This is a genomic window from Allostigmatella hybrida (assembly GCF_020103775.1).
Taxonomy (GTDB): Bacteria; Myxococcota; Myxococcia; order Myxococcales; family Myxococcaceae; genus Hyalangium; species Hyalangium aurantiaca.
Genome location: NZ_JAHXBH010000001.1, coordinates 1,117,770 through 1,138,002, shown reverse-complemented (window position 1 = coordinate 1,138,002; position 20,233 = coordinate 1,117,770). Strand labels below are relative to the sequence as shown.

Below are 20,233 nucleotides of genomic sequence, written 5' to 3'. Positions count from 1 at the left end.
GCGGGAAGGCTCACTCCAGAATCAACGGTCTTCCTTCCGGACGGTGCGCGCCTCCAGCGCGGCGATGTCGGCCTCGAACTTCGCGAACCGGGCATCGAGCTGCTGCGTCAGGCGCTGCTTGTCCGCGTCCGGGAGGAAGGCGTAGCGCAGGCTATCGTAGGACAACTTCTTCACCTCCGCGTAGGTGGGCTGGTAGCGGCTGGCGAACAGCACGTACTCGTTCGACAGCGTGTGCCGGGTGACGCCGGAGTCATCGGTGCAGATGACGAACGGCACGCCGTACTTGCGGTACAGCCCCACCGGGTGCGCGTCGCCCTGGATGCCCAGGATGAACTGGTTGCTGGTGAGGTTCACCTCGATGGGGATGTCGAGCTCGCGCAGGGTCTCCAGGGTCTGCTGCGCGTTGGTCTCGTGCATGATGTCCACGCCGTGGCCGATGCGGTTGGCCCCGGCCACCCCAAGCGCCTCGGCGATGTGGAACTTCATCCCCTCGGGCGGCACCATGCCCAGCGCCAGCTCACCGGCGTGCAGCGCCAGCTTGATGTCCGGATGCTGGGCCTTCAGGAACTTGAACATCTGCATGTGCAGGCGGTAGTCGCGCATCGCGACGGTCCCGTTCTCGGCGCCCACGAGGTTCACCGCCACCACGCGCTTGTCCTGGGAGGCGATCTTGAACGCGGCGGCGGTCTGCGAGAACACCATCGACGGGGAGAGCGCACGCAGCACGTAGGCCTGGTAGCGCATCGTGAAGTTCTCGTCGTCGATGCCCTGGCTGCTGTCCTGCACGTAGGCGAGGTACTGCTGGATGCCCTGGTTGAAGCTGGCATTGGCCGCCAGCTTCGCCAGCTGCGCCGTCATCTGGGCCTGCAGCTTCGCGCTGTCGAGCCCCGCCGCCGCGATGTCGCGGTCGAACGCGTCGTCCTGCGTGCCCGTGGTCAGCTGGAAGATGGTCTCGATGTAGCCCACGTTCTCGGCGATCGCGCGCTGCTTCAGCGTCTGCAATCCCTCGCGGGTATTGGTGGACGCCACGTCGTCGAAGTACATGAAGGTGTTGAAGAACTGGAGGTCCGGGGGCGGCTTCAACGCGCCATGGTTGTTGAAGTCCTTGCTGGACCAGAGCTGCAGCAGGTTGCGGTAGGCGGTGTCATCGGCCGCCAGGTCCTTGCCGCTGACACAGTCCGGCGGCGTGGGCCGCTGGTGCTGAATCTTGGAGGTGGCCTTGTTCACGCAGAAGCCCTGCGTGTCCACCCACTCCAGATATTGCTCGGCATAGATGGCGCCCGAGTAGTGGTGGTGCAGGTCCCCCCCCTTGGGCAGCTTGTTCATGAACAGGCTCAGCTCGGCCGTCTTCGGCGCGGCGCCGGACACCAGGGACGCGAAATGGCGCCCGGTGACCGCTTCGTTGCTGGCGCCAGGGGCGCCGGGCAGGGTGGCGCAGCCGGACGCCAGGGTGAGCATCATCAGGCCAGGCAGGGTCTTTCGCATGAAGGTCCTCGGAGGAATCACGAACTCCCATCGGTGAGAGCCGCGCCTGCCTGCCCATAGCAAGCGGGGTGCCTGCCCAGGTCCAGGGCCCCGCCCAGGCGCGCACACGCTCCGCCCGGACGCCGGGGGCGCCTTCCGGCGCGTCAGCCCCCGTGCTCCCCTCGCCCTGACACGTCAGAAACCCTCGGATGCTCTCCGGACGGGCGGGGAACCCTCCGGTGGGCCTGGATGAGCCACCTGAGAAACGGGGGAGAAGCATAGACTCGCCCACATGTGCCCCTTTTGCCCTGGCAGCGGCCTCCCGTGAGCGCGAGCGGTTCGCGAGATGCGCTCACCGGCCTGCGGTTCCTGGCCGCCCTGCACGTGGTGGTGTTCCACTTCGGAGGCGTCTGGTTCGAGAACCTCCCCGGCGCGCTGCAGGCCATTTCGGCGTGCGGGTACGCCTCGGTGGGGCTCTTCTATGTCCTGTCCGGCTTCGTGCTGGCCTACAACTACCTGACGCCAGAAGGCGGGGTGAAGGCCGAGCCCCGGAGCTTCTGGGCGGCCCGGCTCGCGCGCGTGTACCCCGTCTACGCCCTGGCCCTGGTGCTGCTCGCCCCCACCGTCATCCAGGGCTCGCTGGAGGCGAACACCGTGCCGGTGGCCGCCGCGAAGCTCCTGCTGGGCGGGCTGAGCGCGCTGCTGCTCGTCCACGCGTGGCTGCCCCCTGTGGCGCTCTACTGGAACCCTCCGGGCTGGTCCGTCTCCGTGGAGGCCTTCTTCTACGCGGTGTTCCCCTTCGCCGCGCCCTGGCTGGGCCGGCTGCGGCGCGGACAGCTGTGGGGCGCGATGGGCGGCTTCTGGGTCCTGGGACTGCTGCCGTCGCTGGTGTACCTGGGGCTTCAGGTGGACGGAGGGCTGAATGTCCTCAAGTTCAACCCGCTCCTGCGCCTGCCCGAGTTCCTCATGGGGCTGGTGCTGGGCCGGCTCTTCCTCGGCGAGTCCTCCTCGCCGCGCCACTCGGGGGCGCTGCTGGCCCCGGCGGCGGCCGTGCTCCTGCTCGGCGCCTTCGCGCTGAGCCCGTCCATTCCCTTCGAGCTGCTGCACAACGCGCTGCTGGCCCCCGCGTTCGCGGCGCTCGTGTATGGGCTGGCGCGGGGCGGCGGGGCGCTCGGGTGGGTGCTGTCACGGCCCCTGCTCCTGCGGCTGGGCGAGGCCAGCTACGCGCTCTACATCCTCCAGTACCCCGTGTGGAAGGCGTCCCAGGCGCTGGCGGAGGCGGTGGCCCCGTGGGTGGACTTCCGCGCCCCGAAGCCCCTCTTCGCCGTGTACCTGGGGCTGCTGGTGGGGCTCTCGTGGCTCACCTACCGGTGGTTCGAGATGCCGATGCGCTCCTGGGGCCGCAAGCGGCTCCAGGGGTGGGTGGCGCGCGGGGCCCCTCAAACGCCAAGCGCCTCCCCCGGAACTCCGTAGGGGAGGCGCCTGGTTGAGGCCGTGAGCCCCGGAAGGCTCACGGCCCGGACGGTGGAGGACTACTCGCCCGACTGCTCCAGGATGGTGAAGATCACGCGGCGGTTGTTCTCACGGCCCGCGGCCGTCGCGTTGGTGTCCACCGGCTGCGTCTCGCCGTAGCCCACGGCCTCCAGCCGGTCCGCGGCGATGCCCTCCTTCTCGATGAGGTACGTGCGCACGCTCTTCGCGCGGCGGTCGGAGAGGTCCATGTTGAACGCATCCGAGCCCTGGCTGTCCGTGTGGCCTTCCACGCGAATCTTGGTCAGCTGGGGATTGGCGCGCAGCACCGCGGCCACCTGCTTCAGCAGGCTGAAGGAGCGCTCCAGGATGACGTCCTTGTTCGTGGCGAAGTGGACCTTCTGGAGGATGAAGAACTTCTTGCCCTCCACGCGGACGTTCACCTCACCCTTGTCCGGGCACCCGTCCTCGTCCATCACCCCGTTGATGACCTCCGGCTCGTTGATGCACTCGTCGGAGGTGTCCGGGATGCCGTCCTTGTCGTTGTCCGGATCCGGGCAGCCATCCTCGTCCTGGAAGCCATCCTTGTCCTCGGGCTGATTCGGGCAGCGGTCCTTGTCATCCGTCAGGCCGTCCCCATCCGAGTCAGGCACCGCATCCGGGCAGCCGTCCGCGTCCTCGAAGCCGTTCACCGTCTCCGGCTCGTTGATGCACTTGTCGGAGACATCCGGGATGGTGTCCTGGTCGTTGTCCGGATCCGGGCAGCCGTCCTCATCCTGGAAGCCGTCCTTGTCCTCGGGCTCGTTCGGGCAACGGTCCTCGGGGTCCATCAGGCCGTCCCCATCCGAGTCCACCGGCACGGGCTTCTCTTCGGGCTTCGCGGTCCAGTTCACCCCCGCGAGGATGCGAAAGGCGGGCGTGCCATAGCCCCGGGTGAGGCCCGGGCCCGCGCCCACGTGGGCGGTCAGCTGCTCGGAGAAGAAGTACTTCAGCGCGCCGAGCACCTCCAGCGGGCGCTCCTCCGTCTCGGCATCCTTCAGGCCCAGGGCACCGGCGATGGTGGCCTCGGCGGCGAGCTTGTGGTCGCTGATGTGGAAGGGCACCTCCGCGCCCAGGCCGTAGGCGAACTCGTTGCCCACGCTCAGGTTGCGAAACGTCTCGCGGGGCTGAAGGTTCACGCCCGCGTTGGCGATGATGCGCGTGCCCTTCTCGCTGGACCACTCACCCACGAGGCGGGGAAAGGCCGCCACCCCCTCCCGGCCCCGGAACTCGTTGCCGCCCGAGGTCGGAAGAATCACCGGCACCACGAGGGCCAGGTGCAGCCCGCCATCGGTGGACAGCAGGCGCACCTTGGGGACCAGGCGCAGGTCCCCCAGGCCCGTGGTGTCGATGGCCTCACCCAAAAAAGGGGTGAAGGGGTCCGAGGACTGCTCCTTCTGGAGCGTCAGGGGCACCGCCACACCCAACTCGAGCCGGTCGAACAGCGAGATGGAGCCCATCAGGTCGAGCGTGTACTGGTGACGCACGAGGTTGTAGATGAACTCGTCCGTGCTCGGCCGGAGGAAGTTGAGCGGGTTGCGGGCGTAGTTGATGGACAGCCCCAGGTTCCAGCCCAGGTGCGGGGCGATCTGGGCGCTGTGCAGGCCCAGCACGTCCTTGGAGCCCGGGCCCGGCTTGTACTGCTGCACGTCGATGCCCTGGGAGTCCTGGGCCAGGGCCGGCGCCGAGACGAACATGGCGGCGAGCACACCCAGGAGTCCTCCCATGCGCATCAGTCCCTGAAAGGACCGGCGGCGCAGCAGCGGCAGGGCGAGCAGCATCAGGGCCAGCGGAACGAGGGTGCCGGTGCCGGAGGAGGCGCAGCCACGGCCCACCACGCGGATGTCATCCTCATCCTCCCCGAAGCCGACGTTCACGGTCACCGTGACGACATCGGTGCCACCCTTCCCGTCCGACACCGTGTAGGTGAACGTGTCGGTGCCCACGAAGCCCGGCTTGGGGTAGTAGCGCACCACGCCGTTCTCGAGCCTCACCTCACCGTTCTCGGGCTGGGTGACTTCAATCACGGTGAGCGTGTCGCCCGTGTCTGGATCCGTGTCGTTGTCCAGCACGGGCAGGTCGATCGGACCACCGCCGGGGTACACCTCGAAGGTGTCGTCGGTGCCCACGGGCGGGGCGTTCGGCGTGACGGTCACGGTCACTGTGGCCGTATCCGTGCCACCGTGGCCGTCGTCCACAGTGTACGTGAACGTGTCGGTGCCAGTGAAGGCCGGGGCCGGCGTGTAGGTCACCACGCCGTTGACCAGCGTCACCGTGCCGTTCGCGGGCTGGGTCACGGCCGTCACGGCGAGCGTCTCGCCCGTGTCCGGTGCGGTCGTGTCATTGCCCAGCACGTCCACCACCGTGCCCGTGCTGCCCGAGCTCACCGTCACGGCATCATCGTTCGCCACGGGCGGGTTGTTGCCGACGGTGACGGTGACGGTGGCCGTATCGAAGCCTCCCTGGCCGTCCGAAATCGTGTAGGTGAACGTGTCGGTGCCAACGAAGCCGGGGTTCGGCGTGTAGGTCACCACGCCGTTGACGAGCGTCACCGTACCGTTGGGGGGCTGGGTGACCTCCGTCACGGTGAGCACCGCGCCCGGGTCCGGATCCGTGTCATTGCCCAGCACGGGCACCGTGACCGGGCCGCTGCTGCCAGGCACCGTGATGCTGTCGTCCACCGCCGTGGGCGGCACGTTGCCCGGAGCGACGGTGACGGTGACGGTGGCCGTGTCGGTCCCGCCCTTGCCGTCGGAGATCGTGTACGTGAACGTGTCAGTGCCCGTGAAGCCCGGGGCCGGGGTGTAGCTCACCACGCCGCCGACGAGCGTCACCGTGCCGCCGTTTGCAGACTGGGTCACGGCCGTCACGGTGAGCGTGTCGCCCGTGTCCGGATCCGTGTCGTTGCCCAGCACGTTCACCACGGTGGCGCCGCTGTTCGCGCCCACCGACACGGTGTCATCGTTCGCCACGGGCGGGCGGTTGGCCGCCACCACGGTGGTGCTCTGCGAGGCGGAGTTGTTGCCCGCCACGGGATCCGTAGTCGACGTGCTCACCGTCGAGGTGGCCGTGATGGAGCCCGGAGTGGTGGGGGCCGTCACATTCACCGTGATGGGCGGAGCCGCCTCACCCGTGCCCAGCGAAGGCCGGGTGCACGTCACGACGCCTCCCGCCTGATTGCACGTCCAGCCCGTGCCCGTGGCGCCCACGAACACCGCGCCCGGGGGCAGGTTCACCGTCGCCGTCACCGTGGAGGCCGTGCTCGGCCCGTTGTTGGTGACGTTCACCGTATAGGTGAGCGCTCCTCCCACAACGACCGGATCCGGGGAGTCCCCGATGGACACCTGCAGGTCCGCCGTCGAAGCAGCGACGATGGTGGTCGTGTCCGTGGCGCTGTTGTTCGCCGGGACCGGGTCCACGTTGCTCGCCGGAGAGGCCACCGTGGCGGTGTTCGTCAGCGTGCCGGTCGCCGTGGGGCTAACCGTGCCCGTCACCGTGAAGACCGCCGAGCCGCCGCTCGGCAGCGACAGGAGCACATCCTCGAGGTTGCCAGTGCCGCTGGGCGCCGAGCACGACGCCGCGGGCGCGCACGTCCAGCTCACGCCCGTCAGCGCCGCGGGGAACGCATCCGTCACCCCTGCGCCCGACACCGCGTTGGGACCATTGTTGGTCACGGTGATGGTGTACGTGAGGGGCTGACCCTGCTCCACGGTCGTCTGCCCGTCCGTCACCGTGATGGCCAGGTCCGAGGGCAGGCACAGCGGCAGCGCCGCTACGGCCGCGCCCAGCTGGCCCGAGGCGCCGTACGTGGCGCCGTTGACGGGAAACTCCGACAGGGCCGGCGACTGCGTGACGCCGCTGACGCCACCGGACACATCGCGCGGCACCGTGCCGCCCGAGATGGCGATGTAGCCACCGCCACCGCCACCACCGGGGCCTTCCGCCTCGGTGACCTGGATGAGCTGGTCACCGCCCTTGCCGCCCTGGGCGAAGAGGCTCACGCTGGTCAACGACCGGGCCGCCACCACCACCGTGCCACCCGCGCCTGCGCCGCCCGCCGAGTCATTGTGGGGAGCGGACGTCGTGTTGCCGCCGTTCTGCCCGTTGGAGGTGATGGTGCCCGAGCCCGTCACCACATCGGCCACCACCCACACGATGCCGCCACCGTTGCCGCCCGGGCCGGCCGCGAGGTTGTTGCCATCGCCCGCGCCTCCGCCACCGCCCAGGAACAACCGCGTCGCCGGATCATTCGTCACCGGCCGGCCACCGAGTCCACCCACCTCGCGGCGGTAGTCCCCGTTCCAGCCGCCTTGGCCAGGGGCATACGTGCGCGCATCGAAATCGTTGGCGGAGAAGGTGTAGCCACCGCGGCCGCCACCCGAGGAGTCCGTCAGCGCGTTGCCGTTCGCGGCATAGGCCGGATCCAGCGTCCACGCCGCGGCCCCGGTGACCGAGGCGCTCATGATACCCTGGCCTGACCAGGTGTTGCCGTTGCTGCCGTTGGCGCCGCCGCCACCGCCGGCGTTGTGGGCGTTGCCGCCACCACCGCCGTTGGCCGCCGCGCCGCGGGCGTACCGGCCCCCGAAGGCGTCGTAGGTGGCCTTGTAACCGGCGATGCTCTCGCCCTTCTCTCCGCCGTCGTTGCTCGAGGTGGAAGCGTAGGACACCACACCGGTGATGGCGTCATTGTCTACCGCCCCGCCCCGGAAGCCCGCCGCGCTCGCGCTCAGAAGGCCGTTAACCGTCATGGCGTTCTGCACCTGCAGCGCCACGACACCGCCCTTGGTCCCATCCCAGGGCCGGGCCATCACGCTGGCCCCGGAGTTGATGGTGAGGCTGGCCAGCTGCGGCACGCGCACCACCTGCGTCCCCGCCCCGGACACGTAGCCGTTGCGCAGCCCGCTGCAGCCGGCCGTGCTGATGGTGATGGTGTTGCCGGAGATGGAGCCCACCGTGACGAGCTCGTAGAGCCCCGCCCCATTGAGCGCCGTGACGGTACCGAACGCCGCCGAGGTGGTGTCCGTGCCGATGGTGGCACCCTGCATCTGGATGATCATCAGCAGGTCGCCGGCCGCCAGGGCGCCGAAGTCAGGGCTGGCGAGGTTGCCGATGTCGTCCACCACGAAGCTCGTGGCGCCCGCCGAGGCGGCAGCGCCGAGCACCGCGTACTGGTTGAGCTGCGTGTTGGGCGCGCTGACGGTCAGGTCGCCGTCCACGCCCACCAGGGCGGAGCTGGCCACGGCGGGGGCGTCCATCACGGGGGCCGAGGAGTGCTCGGGAAGAGCAGCCTCCTGGGCGCACGAGGCGCTCAGGACGCCCACGGCCAGGCACAGGGCCTGGGCGGGCACGGACAAGAGTCGGGATGAGAAACTCCAATGCGGCTTCACGTTCAACCTGCTTTCAAAAGGAAGAGACCTTCGTCCCAGCACAGGGCCACTGCACAAGGCAGACCATGGGATGGGAGGGGCCATGCCCGAGGGAGAGGGCCTTCAGGACCCCAGGCGGACAGTGTCGCGAGACATGTCAACGCCGGGCTCTTGACGTGTCAAGCAAGCTGCCCGCGTTTCCTGACACAGCGGTGGGGAGGCGCCAGCACGCCTTCGAGACCCACCGTCCGTTGCGGCTCATAATTCTCAAGAAATGAGCCAAGGGCCCCGTGTCGACCGGGGCCCTGACCGGAAGCGGCCGTGCAGGCCGCAGGTGCCCCGGCTTACCGCCGGGGGGTGCCGGGCAAGGTGCGGTTCTGCCACTCCTGCTCGATGTGCCCTTCGATCTCCTCGCGCGTCCGGCGAGCGTTCGCCAGTGCCGCGTCGATCTCCGCACGGACGCGGAGCGTCTGCTCGGTATCGGCAGCCCGGTACTCCGAGGTCTCCGGGCGAGCCACGAGTCGGCCAGTTTGCGCAGCGCCCCGCTTGACCCGGCTTTTCTTGATCGGCTCCGCCTTTGGGGTCTTCTTTCGGGCCATGGGTGCCTCCTGCTCCATTCCAGGGTTTTCACAAAAGGTAAGGGGCAGGGGCCTGTCCGTTAACCGCGCCGCCGCGATCACCCGTGTCCCGTGCCCGAGGGTCGGCCGGCCAGACGGCCCAACGGGTGTCCGTCCGCACGGAGGCAGCAGAGGACATCAACGCGAGAGGGCGCGTCCACCACTCTCCGGGAAGCGCTCGTAGGGACGGTACGCAGGAGCGCCTCCACGTGCGTGGGGCCATCAAGGTCCAAGGGCGTCTCCGTGAGTTGACCAGCCCCCCGCCTGCCGTGCGCCGCGACCGCGAGAGCAGTTCCGCACTTGCGCTCCTGGGAGGGCCCCCGGAGGGGCCGCGCCCGCGCCACCGCATCCCGGACCTGCTGGTGCAAGGGCGTGGTAAATCCAGCCGTTAGCATCTACTGGCCAGGCGAGAGAGCCCCTCGGAAATATCGAACCTGCATGAACCGGCCTCTCCCTCCTGGCTATGAGGGAGTCCTCTCCACGAAAGCGAGGCGGGAAATCAGAGTTCTGCCGCAACGAATGCAGACAGGCCTATGTCGATTGCTTGGAACTGGAGCGGCTTCAGCCCCAAGAGTTCTCCGCCCCTGGCGAGGCCATCGACTGGTTGAATCGCCACCGGGCGGCTGTCGTGGTGGGCGGCATCATCGTCATCGCAGGGGTGGCCTTCGTTGTCATCTCGGCTGGAACAGGACTCCTCGTTCTTGCGCCCGTACTCTGGATGGCATCTGTGGAAAACAACCGATGAATACGCGAAAACTTCTCTCCAACGCCAAGGCACTGATCGCGGAAATCCAATCGAACACCGCGTCCCCCGAGCAGCGTGAGCTTTTGGATGCCGTCTTCGATGCGCTCCTCTTCATTGATTCCACGGGGCAACTGTATGCGTTCGAGGATTACCGGAAGCACCTCGCCTCGAATGACCTTCCGTTGGCCCTGGCCTCTTTCGACACGCTCCAAGAAGCGGAGGCCTGGCTGCGGGAAACTCCCGAGCCCCCTTCCTCGGCCTCCCTCCTGATTGGCGGCCAGTATCACGAGCTTGTCTTCATTCGCGAACAGAACCACCGCAGCATCTTCCCACACCCCGTGCTTGAGCACGTCCTCAACGGACTGCTCCGGGATGGACTCCCAGCCCCTGTGGCTTCCTTCGCCACGCGTCAAGACGCGGAAGCGTGGTTCCAGCGTCAGTCGGCTCCCGGCAATTCGTCCATCATCCACATCGCTGGAGAGCCACATCTCGCGGTGTATCAGCCCCGCGCTCAGCACCGCGCGATCTACCCGTTCCCACGTTCCCTAAACTCCCATGAGCCCTGTTGACAATGGGAGATTTTCCGGAAGGCACTGATTTCAGACCGCTCCCTGGAAGGCCCTGCGTCTTCCGCCGCACCTCTATGAGCAGATCCACTACAGGCACCCTCAACGTTCAAGGCAGCTGGGAGTTGACTGGCACGAGCGTCAGCCGGGCAGTCCCGTTGCCGAGCTGGCCTGAACTGTTACTCCCCCAAGCCCACACAGTACCATCACCTTCCATCGCCACTGCATGAGAGTCTCCCACGGCTAAAACCTCAATGTCCTTGAGCCCTTGGACCCGTGCTGGGCTTGCACGCGATGTATCCGTGCCGTCTCCAAGTTCACCGTTATCATTGAGACCCCAGGCCCAGAGAGTGCCATCCGCAGTCAACGCCACCGAATGGGAAGTGCCCGCCGCCACGTCCGTGACGCCTGTCACTCCCTGCACCTGCACCGGCGTTGGCCGCGGGGCCGCCTCCGTGTCGTCATCACCGAGTTGTTTCTCACTGTTATCCCCCCACGCCCAGACGCTGCCATCCTCGCTTAGGGCCAGTGAGTGGGAGTCACCCGAGGCCACTGCCTTGATCCTGGTCAACCCTTTCACCTGAACCGGCGTGTATTGCTCCTCACTCATCGTTTCTCCGAGTTCACCGGAGTCGTTGTATCCCCATGCCCAGACATTGCCGTCGCCGCACACCGCCAGCGATTGGTCCAGTCCCCCGCCCAATGCCGTGCAGTCTCCAGGAAGTCCTCGCACCTGCTCCGGTACGGCTTGATCGTTGTCCGTTCCATCCCCTAGCTGGCCGCCCTCATTGTCCCCCCAAGCCCAAACCGTTCCATCCCCGCGCAATGCCATGGAGTGGTTATCGCCTGCCGCCAGAGCGATGACGCCCGTTACCTCAGAAACCTGTACGGGCTTGTCCCAATCGAGGGCACTTCCATCCCCGAGTTGGCCCTCACCGCCATTGCCCCACGCCCAGACGGTGCCATCCTCGCGCAGCGCCAGCGAATGGGACAAGCCTGCTGCCACAGCGATGACTCCTTCCAATCCAACCACCTGCCCTGGCACCGGTACTGGCACTGTGTCTTTCCTCCCATTTCCCAGTTGACCGGCACTGTTGCTGCCCCAGGCCCAGACGGTCCCGTCACTGCGCAGCGCCAGCGAATGACTGCCGCCCGCGCTCACGGCGAGAATCCGGCACGGCTCGGTGGAGAGGGTGAACGTCTTGGAGACAGTCTCCGTGATTCCGTTGGACACCGTCACAGTGGCATCTGCACGCTGGCCCGAAGGCACACAGACAGGGGCGGTCCAGGTGATCTCACTGGTAGAGCCTGTGGTTTTGGGCTCCCCTAAGTTCCCGAGGGTTGACGCCCATGAGAAGCTCAGGGACGGCGTCTCTTTATCTTGAGCCGTCACGCTCAAGGTAACCAAGCCCCGAGCCTCGACCTCTGTGGCGGACTGCGAACTCTGCGTGATGACGGGCGCCGTATTGTCGCAACTTTCGCCATTGCGATCGCAGAAGGCTGCAACCTCTTGGTCGTAATCCGCACAACCCAAAGCACCGGCCAGTAATCCCAGCGGCAAGAGCACTCGAAGTGTCTTCACGCGACGCCTCCTGGTCTCACTTTGAGTCTTGGCTGCCGTGTCCGGGAGCCTGCGTGGGGCAATCTCCTGTCCGCTGGACCTTGTCCGGTGAGCGGGCAAGCAGCGAGCGGGGGCCGAGATTCCCCGGAAGGCGCTGATTTCAGGCCGTTTCCTGGGCGGCCCTGCGTCTTCTGCCGCACCCCTGCAAGATGAAGTCTTCTTTCATTCGCACGTCGGGGCTGAACAGGGACAGGAAGGTGGTTAGGTTCCGCCCCCAACATTGGTTCCCCGCGAGTTCCCCGCCCGCCGGGCCGAAGAAGGAGGAAGCAAGCGATGGAGGCACGAAAGAAACGGCGCTGGCCCTATGTGCTCGGAGGCATCTTCGCCGTCCTGGTGCTCGCGGTGGTCATCGTCCTGTGGCGGCTCGATGCCATCCTGCTCCAGCAGGCCCGCGCCCAGGCGGCCACCTACTCCCAGCTGCTCGGCCGGCCCATCCAGATCGGCGACATCTCCACCAAGCTCTTCCCCCACATCGGCGTGGACGTGGAGAACGTCTCCGTGGGCGCCGCCGAGGGCGAGGACATGCCCCTCGCCGAGGTGAAGGCCCTCGATGTCCGCGTGGCCGCCATGCCCCTGCTGCGCTCCAGCGGCAAGGACATCCAGGTGCTCAACGCGGAGGTCACCGGCCTCACCGTCAACGTCATCCGCCTGCCCGATGGCACCACCAACGTGCAGCGCCTCCAGGAGCGGCTCGCCAGCCAGCAGAAGCCCGAGGAGGAGGCCCCCGCCGAGGACGAGAAGCCCACGGACCTGTCCGGCGTGCGCGTGGACCGCGCCGCCCTCACCGATGGCACCATCCGCTTCGTGGACCGCTCCGGCGCCAAGGCCCAGGAGCTGGCCGTGTCGGACCTCGACATCGAGGTGAAGGACCTGCGCGTGGGCCAGCCCCTCGAGGTGAAGCTCGCCGCCGCCGTGCTCGCCCAGAAGCAGAACCTCTTCGCCACCCTGGCCGCCTCGCCGCTGCCCCCCACCCTGGTGCCCACCCCCGAGCGCCTCTCCCTCAAGGCCGAGGCCATCGACCTCGCCCCCCTGGGCCCCTTCCTTCCCCCCAGCGTGGGCTTCCAGGCCGGCACCCTGACGGCGGACTGGAAGGCCGAGCTGGGCGCCGCCATCCCCGGCGGCAAGGGCCCCACCCGGCTGGAGGGCGCCATCCGCGCCCTGGGCCTGAAGTTCGCGGGCTCCGAGGGCGGCAAGGCGCTCGACGTGGTGCTCGACACGAACGTGAAGGCGGACCTCGCCGCCGGAGACCTGGCGCTCGACCGCTTCAAGCTCGACTTCGGCCCCGCCGGCATCGACGGCAAGGGCCGCGTGAAGGGCATGCTCGGCGACAGCCCCTCCGTGGAGGGCTTCGAGCTGACGAGCCATGATCTCGACCCGGCGGTGCTCTCCGACTACTACCCGCCGCTCAAGAAGATGCTGGGCGGCATGATTGCCGGCCCCGTGGGCCTGTCCGTGAAGGGCAGCGGCACCCAGGAGGCCCAGGCGCTGGACGCGGAGGTGGACCTCACGCCGGTGCGGCTGCGCGTTCCCGCCCAGCTCAGCAAGGAGCCCGGTGCCCCCATGAAGCTCACCGCCCGCGTCACCGGCGCGGCGGCCAGCGGCGGCGCCCTGCGCTTCGATGCGAAGGCGAACCTCGCCGGCGTGGACATGCGCCCGGGCCTGGTGCTGAACAAGACGCCCGGCCAGCGGCTCGATGCGGCCGTGGCCGGCACCTACCAGCCCACGAAGGACGGCATGAAGGTGGACGTGCGCCAGCTCACGCTCAACGTGCTGGAGGACACGCTCACCGGCACCGCCTCCGCGGCGCTCGCGGGCCAGGGCAAGAAGCAGACGACCACGTTCGCCCTGGACATGAAGAGCCCGAAGATTGACGCGGACGCGCTGCTGCTGCCCGAGGAAGAGGTGGTGGCGCGCACCGGCGGCAAGGAGGAGCCCCCTTCGGATGACGCCACGCGCTTCAACGGCTACCGCGGGGACATGAAGTTCCAGGTGGGCGCCGTGCGCTACAGCGGGATGGACCTGTCCAACATCGTGGCCCACGTCACCATGGTGGATGACCTCATCAAGGTGGAGAAGCTGACCGCGGGCATCTACGGCGGCTCGGTGGTGGCCGACGGCACGCAGATGCGCCTGGGGCCCCTGCCCGAGCAGCGGCCCTTCGAGGCCAAGGTGAAGGTGCAGGCGGTGGAGATGGGCTCGGCGCTGTCCGCCTTCACCCCCAAGAAGGTGATGACGGGCACCTTCAACGGAAACGTGGACGTGAAGGGCGTGGGCTACAACCCGGATCAGCTCAAGCAGACGCTGCTGGGCGCCATCAACGGCAACGTGGCCAATGGCTCGCTCCTGGGCCTGGACATCGTCTCGGCGGTCACCGAGCCGCTGGCCAAGGCGCTGCCCTTCGCGGCCAAGGCCCTGCGCAGCGGCGATGTCACCTCGCTGGGCGAGAACCTGCCCTTCGGCGTGGAGATCAAGAACGGCGTGGCGCAGCTCGACAAGCCCCTCACCTGGTCGCGCCCCGAGGGCACGATGAACTTCACCGGCGGCATCCGGCTGGATGGGGAGCTGGACCTGAACGGCACGGTGAACCTCACCCCGCAGACCATCAAGACGCTCACCCTCGGCAAGGCCACGCCCACCGAGGCCATCCCGGTAACACTCAACCTCACCGGGCCCGCGTGGAGCCCCAAGGTGACGGGCCTGGACGTGAAGCCCGCCGCCACGGCCATCGCCAAGCAGGCCTTGGGCGGCCTCGCCGGACAGCTCCTCGGGGACAAGGCCAAGCCGGTGCAGGACCTCGTCGCCGGTGGCCGGGAGGAGGCCGAGCGCCAGAAGCAGGCCCTGGAGCAGAAGGCCGCCGAGGAAAAGGCCAAGCTGGAGGCCGCCGCCCGCGCCAAACAGGAGGAGGCCAAGAAGAAGGCCGAGGAAGAGGCCAAGAAGCGCCTGCGCGGCGTCTTCGGGAAGTAGCCTCTCCCATGTCCACGCCCCCCTCCTTCCCGGAGCGGGGGCGGCTCAGGACGCCGGGCGGACCCGGGCGTAGACCTTCCGCAGCTGGGGCTCGTGCTCGAACGACCAGTCGCAGAGCGCCGCCAGCGGATGGCTCAGGCTCTTTCCAAACGCCGTCAGGCGGTACTCCACCCGCGGGGGCACCTCGGGGAACACTTGCCGCTCCACCAGCTCGTTCTCCTCCAGCGCGCGCAAGGTCTGCGTCAGCATCTTCGGTGACACGCCCCGGATCTGCCGCTGCAGCTCGCTATAGCGCTTCGTGCCCTGCATCAGCACGATGAGCACCAGCAGGGACCACTTGTCCGCCAGCAAGACGAGCGCCTGATTCACGATACAGGTCTCATCGAACACGTCCTTCACGAGCATGCGCTCCAGCAGTCCCGTCACGAGCTGCTGCCGCACCGCCTCGTCCGCTCTCTTTCCCGCCATCACTTACCTCCAGGTACCTACTATACCAAAAGGTGCCTACTTCCCAATGGGTAGTGAGGCCGTTACCTTGGTTCGCGAACACCGCCCAGGAGGCCTCATGCAGACGCCACACCCAGGAAAAGCCGCGGAGCTCTTCGCCGCACACCTCGCGCTCGTCATCAAGGACATGCCGGCGTGGCTGGAGCTGTTCGCCGAGAACGCCGTCATCGAGTTCCCCTATGCGCCTTCCGTGGGCACCCCGGCCCGGTTGGCGGGCAAGGCCGCCATCACCGCCTACGCGCAGGGCGTGCCCGCGATGATGCGGGACTTCGTCTTCTCGGACCTCCGGGTCTTCCCCACGCACGAGCCCCATGTGCTGTTCGCCGAGGTCCATGGCGAGGCCACCATCTCGAGCACCGGGCTCCGGTACGTACAGGACTACGTGATGCGCCTGGAGACGGATGGCGAGCGGATCATCCACTATCGCGAGTACTGGAACCCGGTCCCCGTCATCCAGGCCTTTGGAGGGCACCAGGGGGTTGCCAACGCCTTCGAGGCCGGGGGACGGTCATGAAGATCGTCATCACCGCCGCCTCCGGCAACATCGGCTCCCGCGTGGCGGAGCAGGTGGTCGCGGCCGGCGCCGAGGCCGTGCTGCTCTCGCGTCACCCCGCGAAGCTCTCGGCCTTGAGCGCCCGGGGCGCCCGAGTCCTGCCCGTTGGCAGCGACGATGCCCCCGGGCTGCTCTCCGCCGCCAAGGGCGCGGAGGCGCTGTTCTATCTGGCCCCTCCGAACCCCGGCGCGAAGGACCTGCGCGACTGGTATCTCCAGACGGCCACGGCCGCCGCGCAGGCCGTCCGGGAGCATCGCATCCCGCGCGTGGTCTGCATCTCCTCCGTGGGGGCCAACGCGAACGCCCCGCTCGGCACGGTCTCCTTCGCCGCGGAGGTCGAGGAGATCTTCAACCGCGCTGCCCCGAACGTGCTGCACCTGAGACCTGGCTACTTCATGGAGAACTGTCTGGCCCAGGTGGAGTCTCTCCGCCACGGTGTCCTGTCCTTTCCCTACGCGGAGGACCACGACATCCCGTGGATCAGCACGGATGACATTGGCGATGTGGCCGCGAAGTACCTGCTCGATGGAGGCTGGGCGGGCCACTGGACGCGGAACCTGCTCGGGCCGGAGAACCTGACCCTGACGGAGGTGGCGGCCCTCCTCACCCGGGTGTCCGGCAAGCCCGTCCGGTATGAGCGGGTGTCCGAGGAGGCCTTGCAGCAGCAGCTCCGCGCCCAGGGCGTGAACCCCACCGTGCAGAAGCAGTTGGGGGACCTGTTCCGGGCGCTCGGAGACCCACAGGGCATCTACGCGACGGCGCGCACGCCCGAGGCCTTCACGCCGACGACGTTCGAGGCGTTCGCCCGGAACAAGCTGCTGCCCCTGCTGGCTACCGGGGGTTGAGCCGCGCCGCGGTGGTGCGCTCCACGAACAGCAGGCCGTCGTAGAGCCGCAGCGCGTGGACCTGCGCCAGGGAGGGATAGCCCCCGTCCGAGTAGATGAAGCCGATGTCGTGGGCGCGCCGCGAGCGCCGCCACCACTCGTACGCCGGGCCCGTGCGCGGCAGGGCGCGAAGGTCCAGCGCGAACACGGGCCAGCCCGTGGCGGCCAGCGCGGCATCCAGCGTGTCCTCCGGCTCCGGCGGCACGGAGAAGGCCACCCTGCCCTTGCGGCCCGGGGGCGGCTGGGGGTCCATGTTGAACGCGAGGAACTCGCCCCGGTGAAAGGCCATCCCGAACACATAGAAGGAGGGGCCGAGCGCGTCCGCCAGGTGCCGGCCCGCGGCGTACTCTCGCCACTCGCCCGGGCCCCGCTGCACGTGCCCGTTGTGCGCCCACAGCACCGCCCGCGTGCCGGGCCCTTCGTGCTCCAAGGCCCAGAGCAGGTTCTCCGCCATCGCCCGGTCCCGCAGCTCCTCCTCTTCCTGGAGGACCTTGCCCACGAACTGGCGCAGCACGCGTACGCACTGGCGCGCCACCGCCCACTGCGCCGCGCTGGACTCGCGGATGTACCGGGCTTTCTCCGCCTCGAACCGCCCGGCCAGGGCGTCGAGGTGCGCCCTCGCCTCCTGCTGGCGCTCCGCCGGGAGCCGGCTGAAACCGGCCTTGGGCAGGGCCAGCCTCCCGAGCATCTCCCCGGCCTGCGCTCCCTGCGCCGTGTCCACCTGGGCCAGGTAGGCCTTCACGCGCGCCACGGCCTCGGGCGAGAACTGCATGTCCACGCCGTAGAACTTCAGCTTCTTCGGGTGGGCGGGGTCTTCATTGTAGCGGCGCATCCAGTGGAGGAGCGCCAGGACCTCCTCCGTGTTCCAGGCGGAACCGCTCAGGAGCCGCGCGGGGTCTCCCTTACCGTCGAGCACGTAGTCATTGAAGGCGAGCCCTTCGGCGAAGTTCTCCTCCAGGGCGAAGACGGTGAAGCCCAGCTCCGTCACCAGGAACTCCAGCATGCGGTGCTTGAGCTGGAAGAACTCCCGCGTGCCGTGCGTGGCCTCCCCCAGCGCCACCACGCGCGTGTCCTTCAGCACCGGCTTCAGCGGCGCCAGGTCCTCCAGCCCCTGCCCCGCCTCCACCGACTTCAGCGGCACCCCGGTCTGTTTCATCCACGCCACGGCCGCCCGGGACATGGACGGGTCCGCCGCCCGCTCCAGGCGCACCGTGACGGGCTCGCCCCTCCGGGGCACCCGCTGCATCACCGTCGAGAAGCCGGGCGCGGAGGCGATGACGCTGTGGGCGCCCTCCGCGCTCCTCACCTGGAAGCGGCCCTCCGGTGAGGCTTCGAGCAGCGCGACGTCGTCAAAGGGCATCCCCGCCCGGACGATGCGCAAAGCCACCCCGGGCAGGGGCGCGCCGGCCTCGTCCACCACGATGCCCTCCAGCAGCCCAGGTGAGGCGATCTCCGCCCGGAGCTCCAGGGGCTTCACGGGCTGGTCTGCCTCCACCTTCAGCGTCTCGCCCACGGCGAAGAGCCCATCAGAGGTGATGCCGGCAAGGCCGTACTCTCCCGGCGGGAGCGAAGGCACCTCGAAGCGGCCCCCAGCCCCCGAGGTGACGCGCGCCACGGGAGCATCCGAGCGCACATCCCAGGAGGGCACCCGTGGAATCACGGTGATCCGCGTCCCTGGAAGGGGGGCGCCTTGCGCGTCCAGCACCTGGCCCGGCAGCCCCGCCCGCGCCGGGGCGGTGACGGGAGGAGGTCCGGAATCGGAGCGGGCCGAGGTACACCCCAGGCCCAGCGCGAGCAACCACCACGGACGAAAGCGCATGTGTGAAGTTCCGGAGCGTGTTCCCATGAAGCATACGGGCATTCACGTCCTTTTTTCTGGAGGCAGCCCGGTTCCTGGCGAGAATGAACCGGACGCGCCCATGCCCGCCTTGCTCCCCCAGCCCGCCGCAGGAGGCCGCCCATGAGGCCCGCTCGTCTTCGCTCACGAAAGCCCACGCTCACGGCGATCGAGCTCTGCGCCGGCGCGGGAGGACAAGCCATCGGCCTGGACCTGGCCGGCTTCGAGCACGTGGCCGCCGTGGAGATCGACGCGCACGCCTGCGCCACCTTGCGGCGGAACCGGCCCCAGTGGCGCGTGCTGGAGGAGGACCTGCGGAGCTTCTCCGGGACATCCTTCCGGGGGGTGGACCTGCTCGCCGGAGGCGTGCCGTGTCCTCCCTTCTCCATCGCCGGCAAGCAACTGGGGGCCGACGATGAGCGCGACCTGTTCCCCGAGGCCCTGCGCCTGGTAGAGGAGATCCGCCCCGCGGCGGTGATGCTGGAGAATGTCCGGGGGCTCGCGGCGGAGCGCTTCGCGGACTACCGCGCGTCCGTCCTCGGCCGGCTGGAGCGGCTCGGCTACGTGGCCGCGTGGCGGGTGCTGAACGCCTCGGACTACGGCGTCCCCCAGCTTCGTCCCCGCTTCATCCTCGTCGCGCTCCGGCCGTCCGCCGCGGAGCACTTCGCCTGGCCCAAGCCCCACCGCGAGGTGCCCACCGTGGGCCATGCCATCGGAGACCTCATGGCCGCCGCGGGCTGGCCGGGGGCACCGGCCTGGGTGGCGGGCGCGCAGGCCCTGGCGCCCACCATCGTGGGCGGCTCCAAGAAGCATGGGGGGCCGGATCTCGGACCCACCCGGGCGCGGCTCGAATGGGCCCGGCTGGGCGTCGATGGGCTGGGCATCGCCAACGCGCCGCCGGATGCCGCGTTCCCCGTGAGCCAGAAGCCCAAGCTGACGGTGCCCATGGTCGCGCGGATCCAAGGGTTTCCGGACACATGGACGCTGTCCGGGGGGAAGACGGCCGCCTACCGCCAGGTGGGCAACGCGTTTCCGCCCCCCGTGGCGTACGCGGTCGGGGTGTCCATCCGCAAGGCGCTGCTGAAGTCCCTGGCCGAGGTGCCCGCGCAGTTGCGGCTCGCGTAGCCACGCCATGGCGGACACGCTCTCCCGGGCCGCGCGCAGCGAGAACATGCGGCGCATCCGCGCCAAGGACACCGTGCCGGAGCTGGCCGTGCGCCGGGCCCTGCACCGCATGGGCTTGCGCTTCCGCCTTCACGCGAGCGAGCTGCCCGGCAAGCCGGACCTGGTGCTGCGCCGGCACCAGGCCGTGGTGTTGATCCACGGCTGCTTCTGGCACCAGCACCGGCGCTGTGTGGACGGCCACGTCCCGAAGACGAACCTGTCCTACTGGCAAGCCAAGCTCGAGCGGAACGTCCTCCGGGACCGCCGCAACCGCCGCAAGCTCGTCCAGCTCGGCTTTCGCGTGCTCGTCATCTGGGAATGCGAGGCCCAGCACCCTGCTGTCCTGGAGAAGAAACTGCGCCGCTTCTTTCCCCCGCCCGGGCCCGAGGCCACCTGATTTCGGGTTGCCCGGAGCAGGGCCCCGGCAGATAACCAG

General features: G+C 68.7%; 13 protein-coding genes. 7 read left to right on the top strand and 6 right to left on the bottom strand.

Annotated elements, in window-relative coordinates:
- Positions 1 to 21 precede the first annotated feature (21 nt).
- Positions 22 to 1,485, bottom strand: a complete 1,464-nt coding sequence (locus KY661_RS04580) for an adenosine deaminase family protein (RefSeq protein ID WP_225409015.1) — start codon at positions 1,483 to 1,485, stop codon at positions 22 to 24.
- A 303-nt stretch (positions 1,486 to 1,788) separates the two neighbouring features.
- Here KY661_RS04580 and KY661_RS04575 point away from each other — a divergent pair, with 303 nt between their 5' ends.
- Positions 1,789 to 2,937, top strand: a complete 1,149-nt coding sequence (locus tag KY661_RS04575; RefSeq protein ID WP_225409014.1) for an acyltransferase family protein — start codon at positions 1,789 to 1,791, stop codon at positions 2,935 to 2,937.
- Positions 2,938 to 2,996: 59 nt separating this feature from the next.
- Here KY661_RS04575 and KY661_RS04570 read toward each other — a convergent pair whose 3' ends face one another.
- Together KY661_RS04570 and KY661_RS04565 are read right to left on the bottom strand one after the other, a co-directional pair.
- Positions 2,997 to 8,321 (bottom strand): Ig-like domain-containing protein, encoded by a 5,325-nt coding sequence (locus tag KY661_RS04570; RefSeq protein ID WP_225409013.1) that lies wholly within the window; start codon positions 8,319 to 8,321, stop codon positions 2,997 to 2,999.
- Positions 8,322 to 8,683: 362 nt separating this feature from the next.
- Positions 8,684 to 8,938: a hypothetical protein gene (locus tag KY661_RS04565; protein ID WP_225409012.1), complete on the bottom strand. Its 255-nt coding sequence runs from the start codon at positions 8,936 to 8,938 to the stop codon at positions 8,684 to 8,686.
- A 759-nt stretch (positions 8,939 to 9,697) separates the two neighbouring features.
- Here KY661_RS04565 and KY661_RS04560 point away from each other — a divergent pair.
- The gene (locus KY661_RS04560; protein ID WP_225409011.1) at positions 9,698 to 10,270 is read left to right on the top strand and encodes a head protein; all 573 of its coding nucleotides are present in this window, start codon (positions 9,698 to 9,700) and stop codon (positions 10,268 to 10,270) included.
- 106 nt (positions 10,271 to 10,376) lie between these two features.
- Here KY661_RS04560 and KY661_RS04555 read toward each other — a convergent pair whose 3' ends face one another.
- Positions 10,377 to 11,849 carry an RCC1 domain-containing protein gene (locus KY661_RS04555; protein WP_225409010.1) on the bottom strand — a complete coding sequence of 491 codons (1,473 nt, stop codon included), beginning with the start codon at positions 11,847 to 11,849 and terminating at the stop codon, positions 10,377 to 10,379.
- 312 nt (positions 11,850 to 12,161) lie between these two features.
- On the opposite strand from KY661_RS04555, the gene KY661_RS04550 reads away from it, so the two are divergent.
- Positions 12,162 to 14,852, top strand: coding sequence for an AsmA family protein (locus tag KY661_RS04550; protein ID WP_225409009.1), 2,691 nt, complete (start codon positions 12,162 to 12,164; stop codon positions 14,850 to 14,852).
- 45 nt (positions 14,853 to 14,897) lie between these two features.
- Here KY661_RS04550 and KY661_RS04545 read toward each other — a convergent pair whose 3' ends face one another.
- Entirely contained in the window at positions 14,898 to 15,320 is a 423-nt protein-coding gene (locus tag KY661_RS04545) for a winged helix-turn-helix transcriptional regulator (protein ID WP_225409008.1), read from the bottom strand.
- Between the two features lie 97 nt (positions 15,321 to 15,417).
- Between KY661_RS04545 and KY661_RS04540 the strand changes: the two genes are divergently transcribed.
- Both KY661_RS04540 and KY661_RS04535 read left to right on the top strand, forming a co-directional pair.
- Positions 15,418 to 15,873 (top strand): nuclear transport factor 2 family protein, encoded by a 456-nt coding sequence (locus KY661_RS04540; RefSeq protein ID WP_225409007.1) that lies wholly within the window; start codon positions 15,418 to 15,420, stop codon positions 15,871 to 15,873.
- Complete coding sequence (locus KY661_RS04535) at positions 15,870 to 16,757, top strand: NmrA family NAD(P)-binding protein (protein WP_225409006.1); 888 nt, start codon at positions 15,870 to 15,872, stop codon at positions 16,755 to 16,757. Before KY661_RS04540 ends, KY661_RS04535 begins: the two co-directional genes overlap by 4 nt.
- Here KY661_RS04535 and KY661_RS04530 read toward each other — a convergent pair.
- A complete protein-coding gene (locus tag KY661_RS04530) occupies positions 16,744 to 18,615 on the bottom strand; it encodes an erythromycin esterase family protein (protein ID WP_225409005.1) in 1,872 nt (623 codons plus the stop codon). The genes KY661_RS04535 and KY661_RS04530 overlap by 14 nt on opposite strands.
- Positions 18,616 to 18,756: 141 nt before the next feature.
- Here KY661_RS04530 and KY661_RS04525 point away from each other — a divergent pair, with 141 nt between their 5' ends.
- Positions 18,757 to 19,758: a DNA cytosine methyltransferase gene (locus KY661_RS04525; protein WP_225409004.1), complete on the top strand. Its 1,002-nt coding sequence runs from the start codon at positions 18,757 to 18,759 to the stop codon at positions 19,756 to 19,758.
- Positions 19,759 to 19,765: 7 nt separating this feature from the next.
- Positions 19,766 to 20,194 (top strand): very short patch repair endonuclease, encoded by a 429-nt coding sequence (locus KY661_RS04520; RefSeq protein WP_225409003.1) that lies wholly within the window; start codon positions 19,766 to 19,768, stop codon positions 20,192 to 20,194.
- The last annotated feature ends 39 nt before the right edge of the window (positions 20,195 to 20,233 follow it).

Coding starts and splice junctions, on each gene's coding strand:
- KY661_RS04580 (WP_225409015.1), bottom strand. CDS start 1,485: ATGCGAAAGACCCTGCCTGGCCTGATGATGCTCACCCTGGCGTCCGGC.
- KY661_RS04565 (WP_225409012.1), bottom strand. CDS start 8,938: ATGGCCCGAAAGAAGACCCCAAAGGCGGAGCCGATCAAGAAAAGCCGG.
- KY661_RS04560 (WP_225409011.1), top strand. CDS start 9,698: ATGAATACGCGAAAACTTCTCTCCAACGCCAAGGCACTGATCGCGGAA.
- KY661_RS04550 (WP_225409009.1), top strand. CDS start 12,162: ATGGAGGCACGAAAGAAACGGCGCTGGCCCTATGTGCTCGGAGGCATC.
- KY661_RS04545 (WP_225409008.1), bottom strand. CDS start 15,320: ATGGCGGGAAAGAGAGCGGACGAGGCGGTGCGGCAGCAGCTCGTGACG.
- KY661_RS04540 (WP_225409007.1), top strand. CDS start 15,418: ATGCAGACGCCACACCCAGGAAAAGCCGCGGAGCTCTTCGCCGCACAC.
- KY661_RS04535 (WP_225409006.1), top strand. CDS start 15,870: ATGAAGATCGTCATCACCGCCGCCTCCGGCAACATCGGCTCCCGCGTG.
- KY661_RS04530 (WP_225409005.1), bottom strand. CDS start 18,615: ATGCGCTTTCGTCCGTGGTGGTTGCTCGCGCTGGGCCTGGGGTGTACC.
- KY661_RS04525 (WP_225409004.1), top strand. CDS start 18,757: ATGAGGCCCGCTCGTCTTCGCTCACGAAAGCCCACGCTCACGGCGATC.
- KY661_RS04520 (WP_225409003.1), top strand. CDS start 19,766: ATGGCGGACACGCTCTCCCGGGCCGCGCGCAGCGAGAACATGCGGCGC.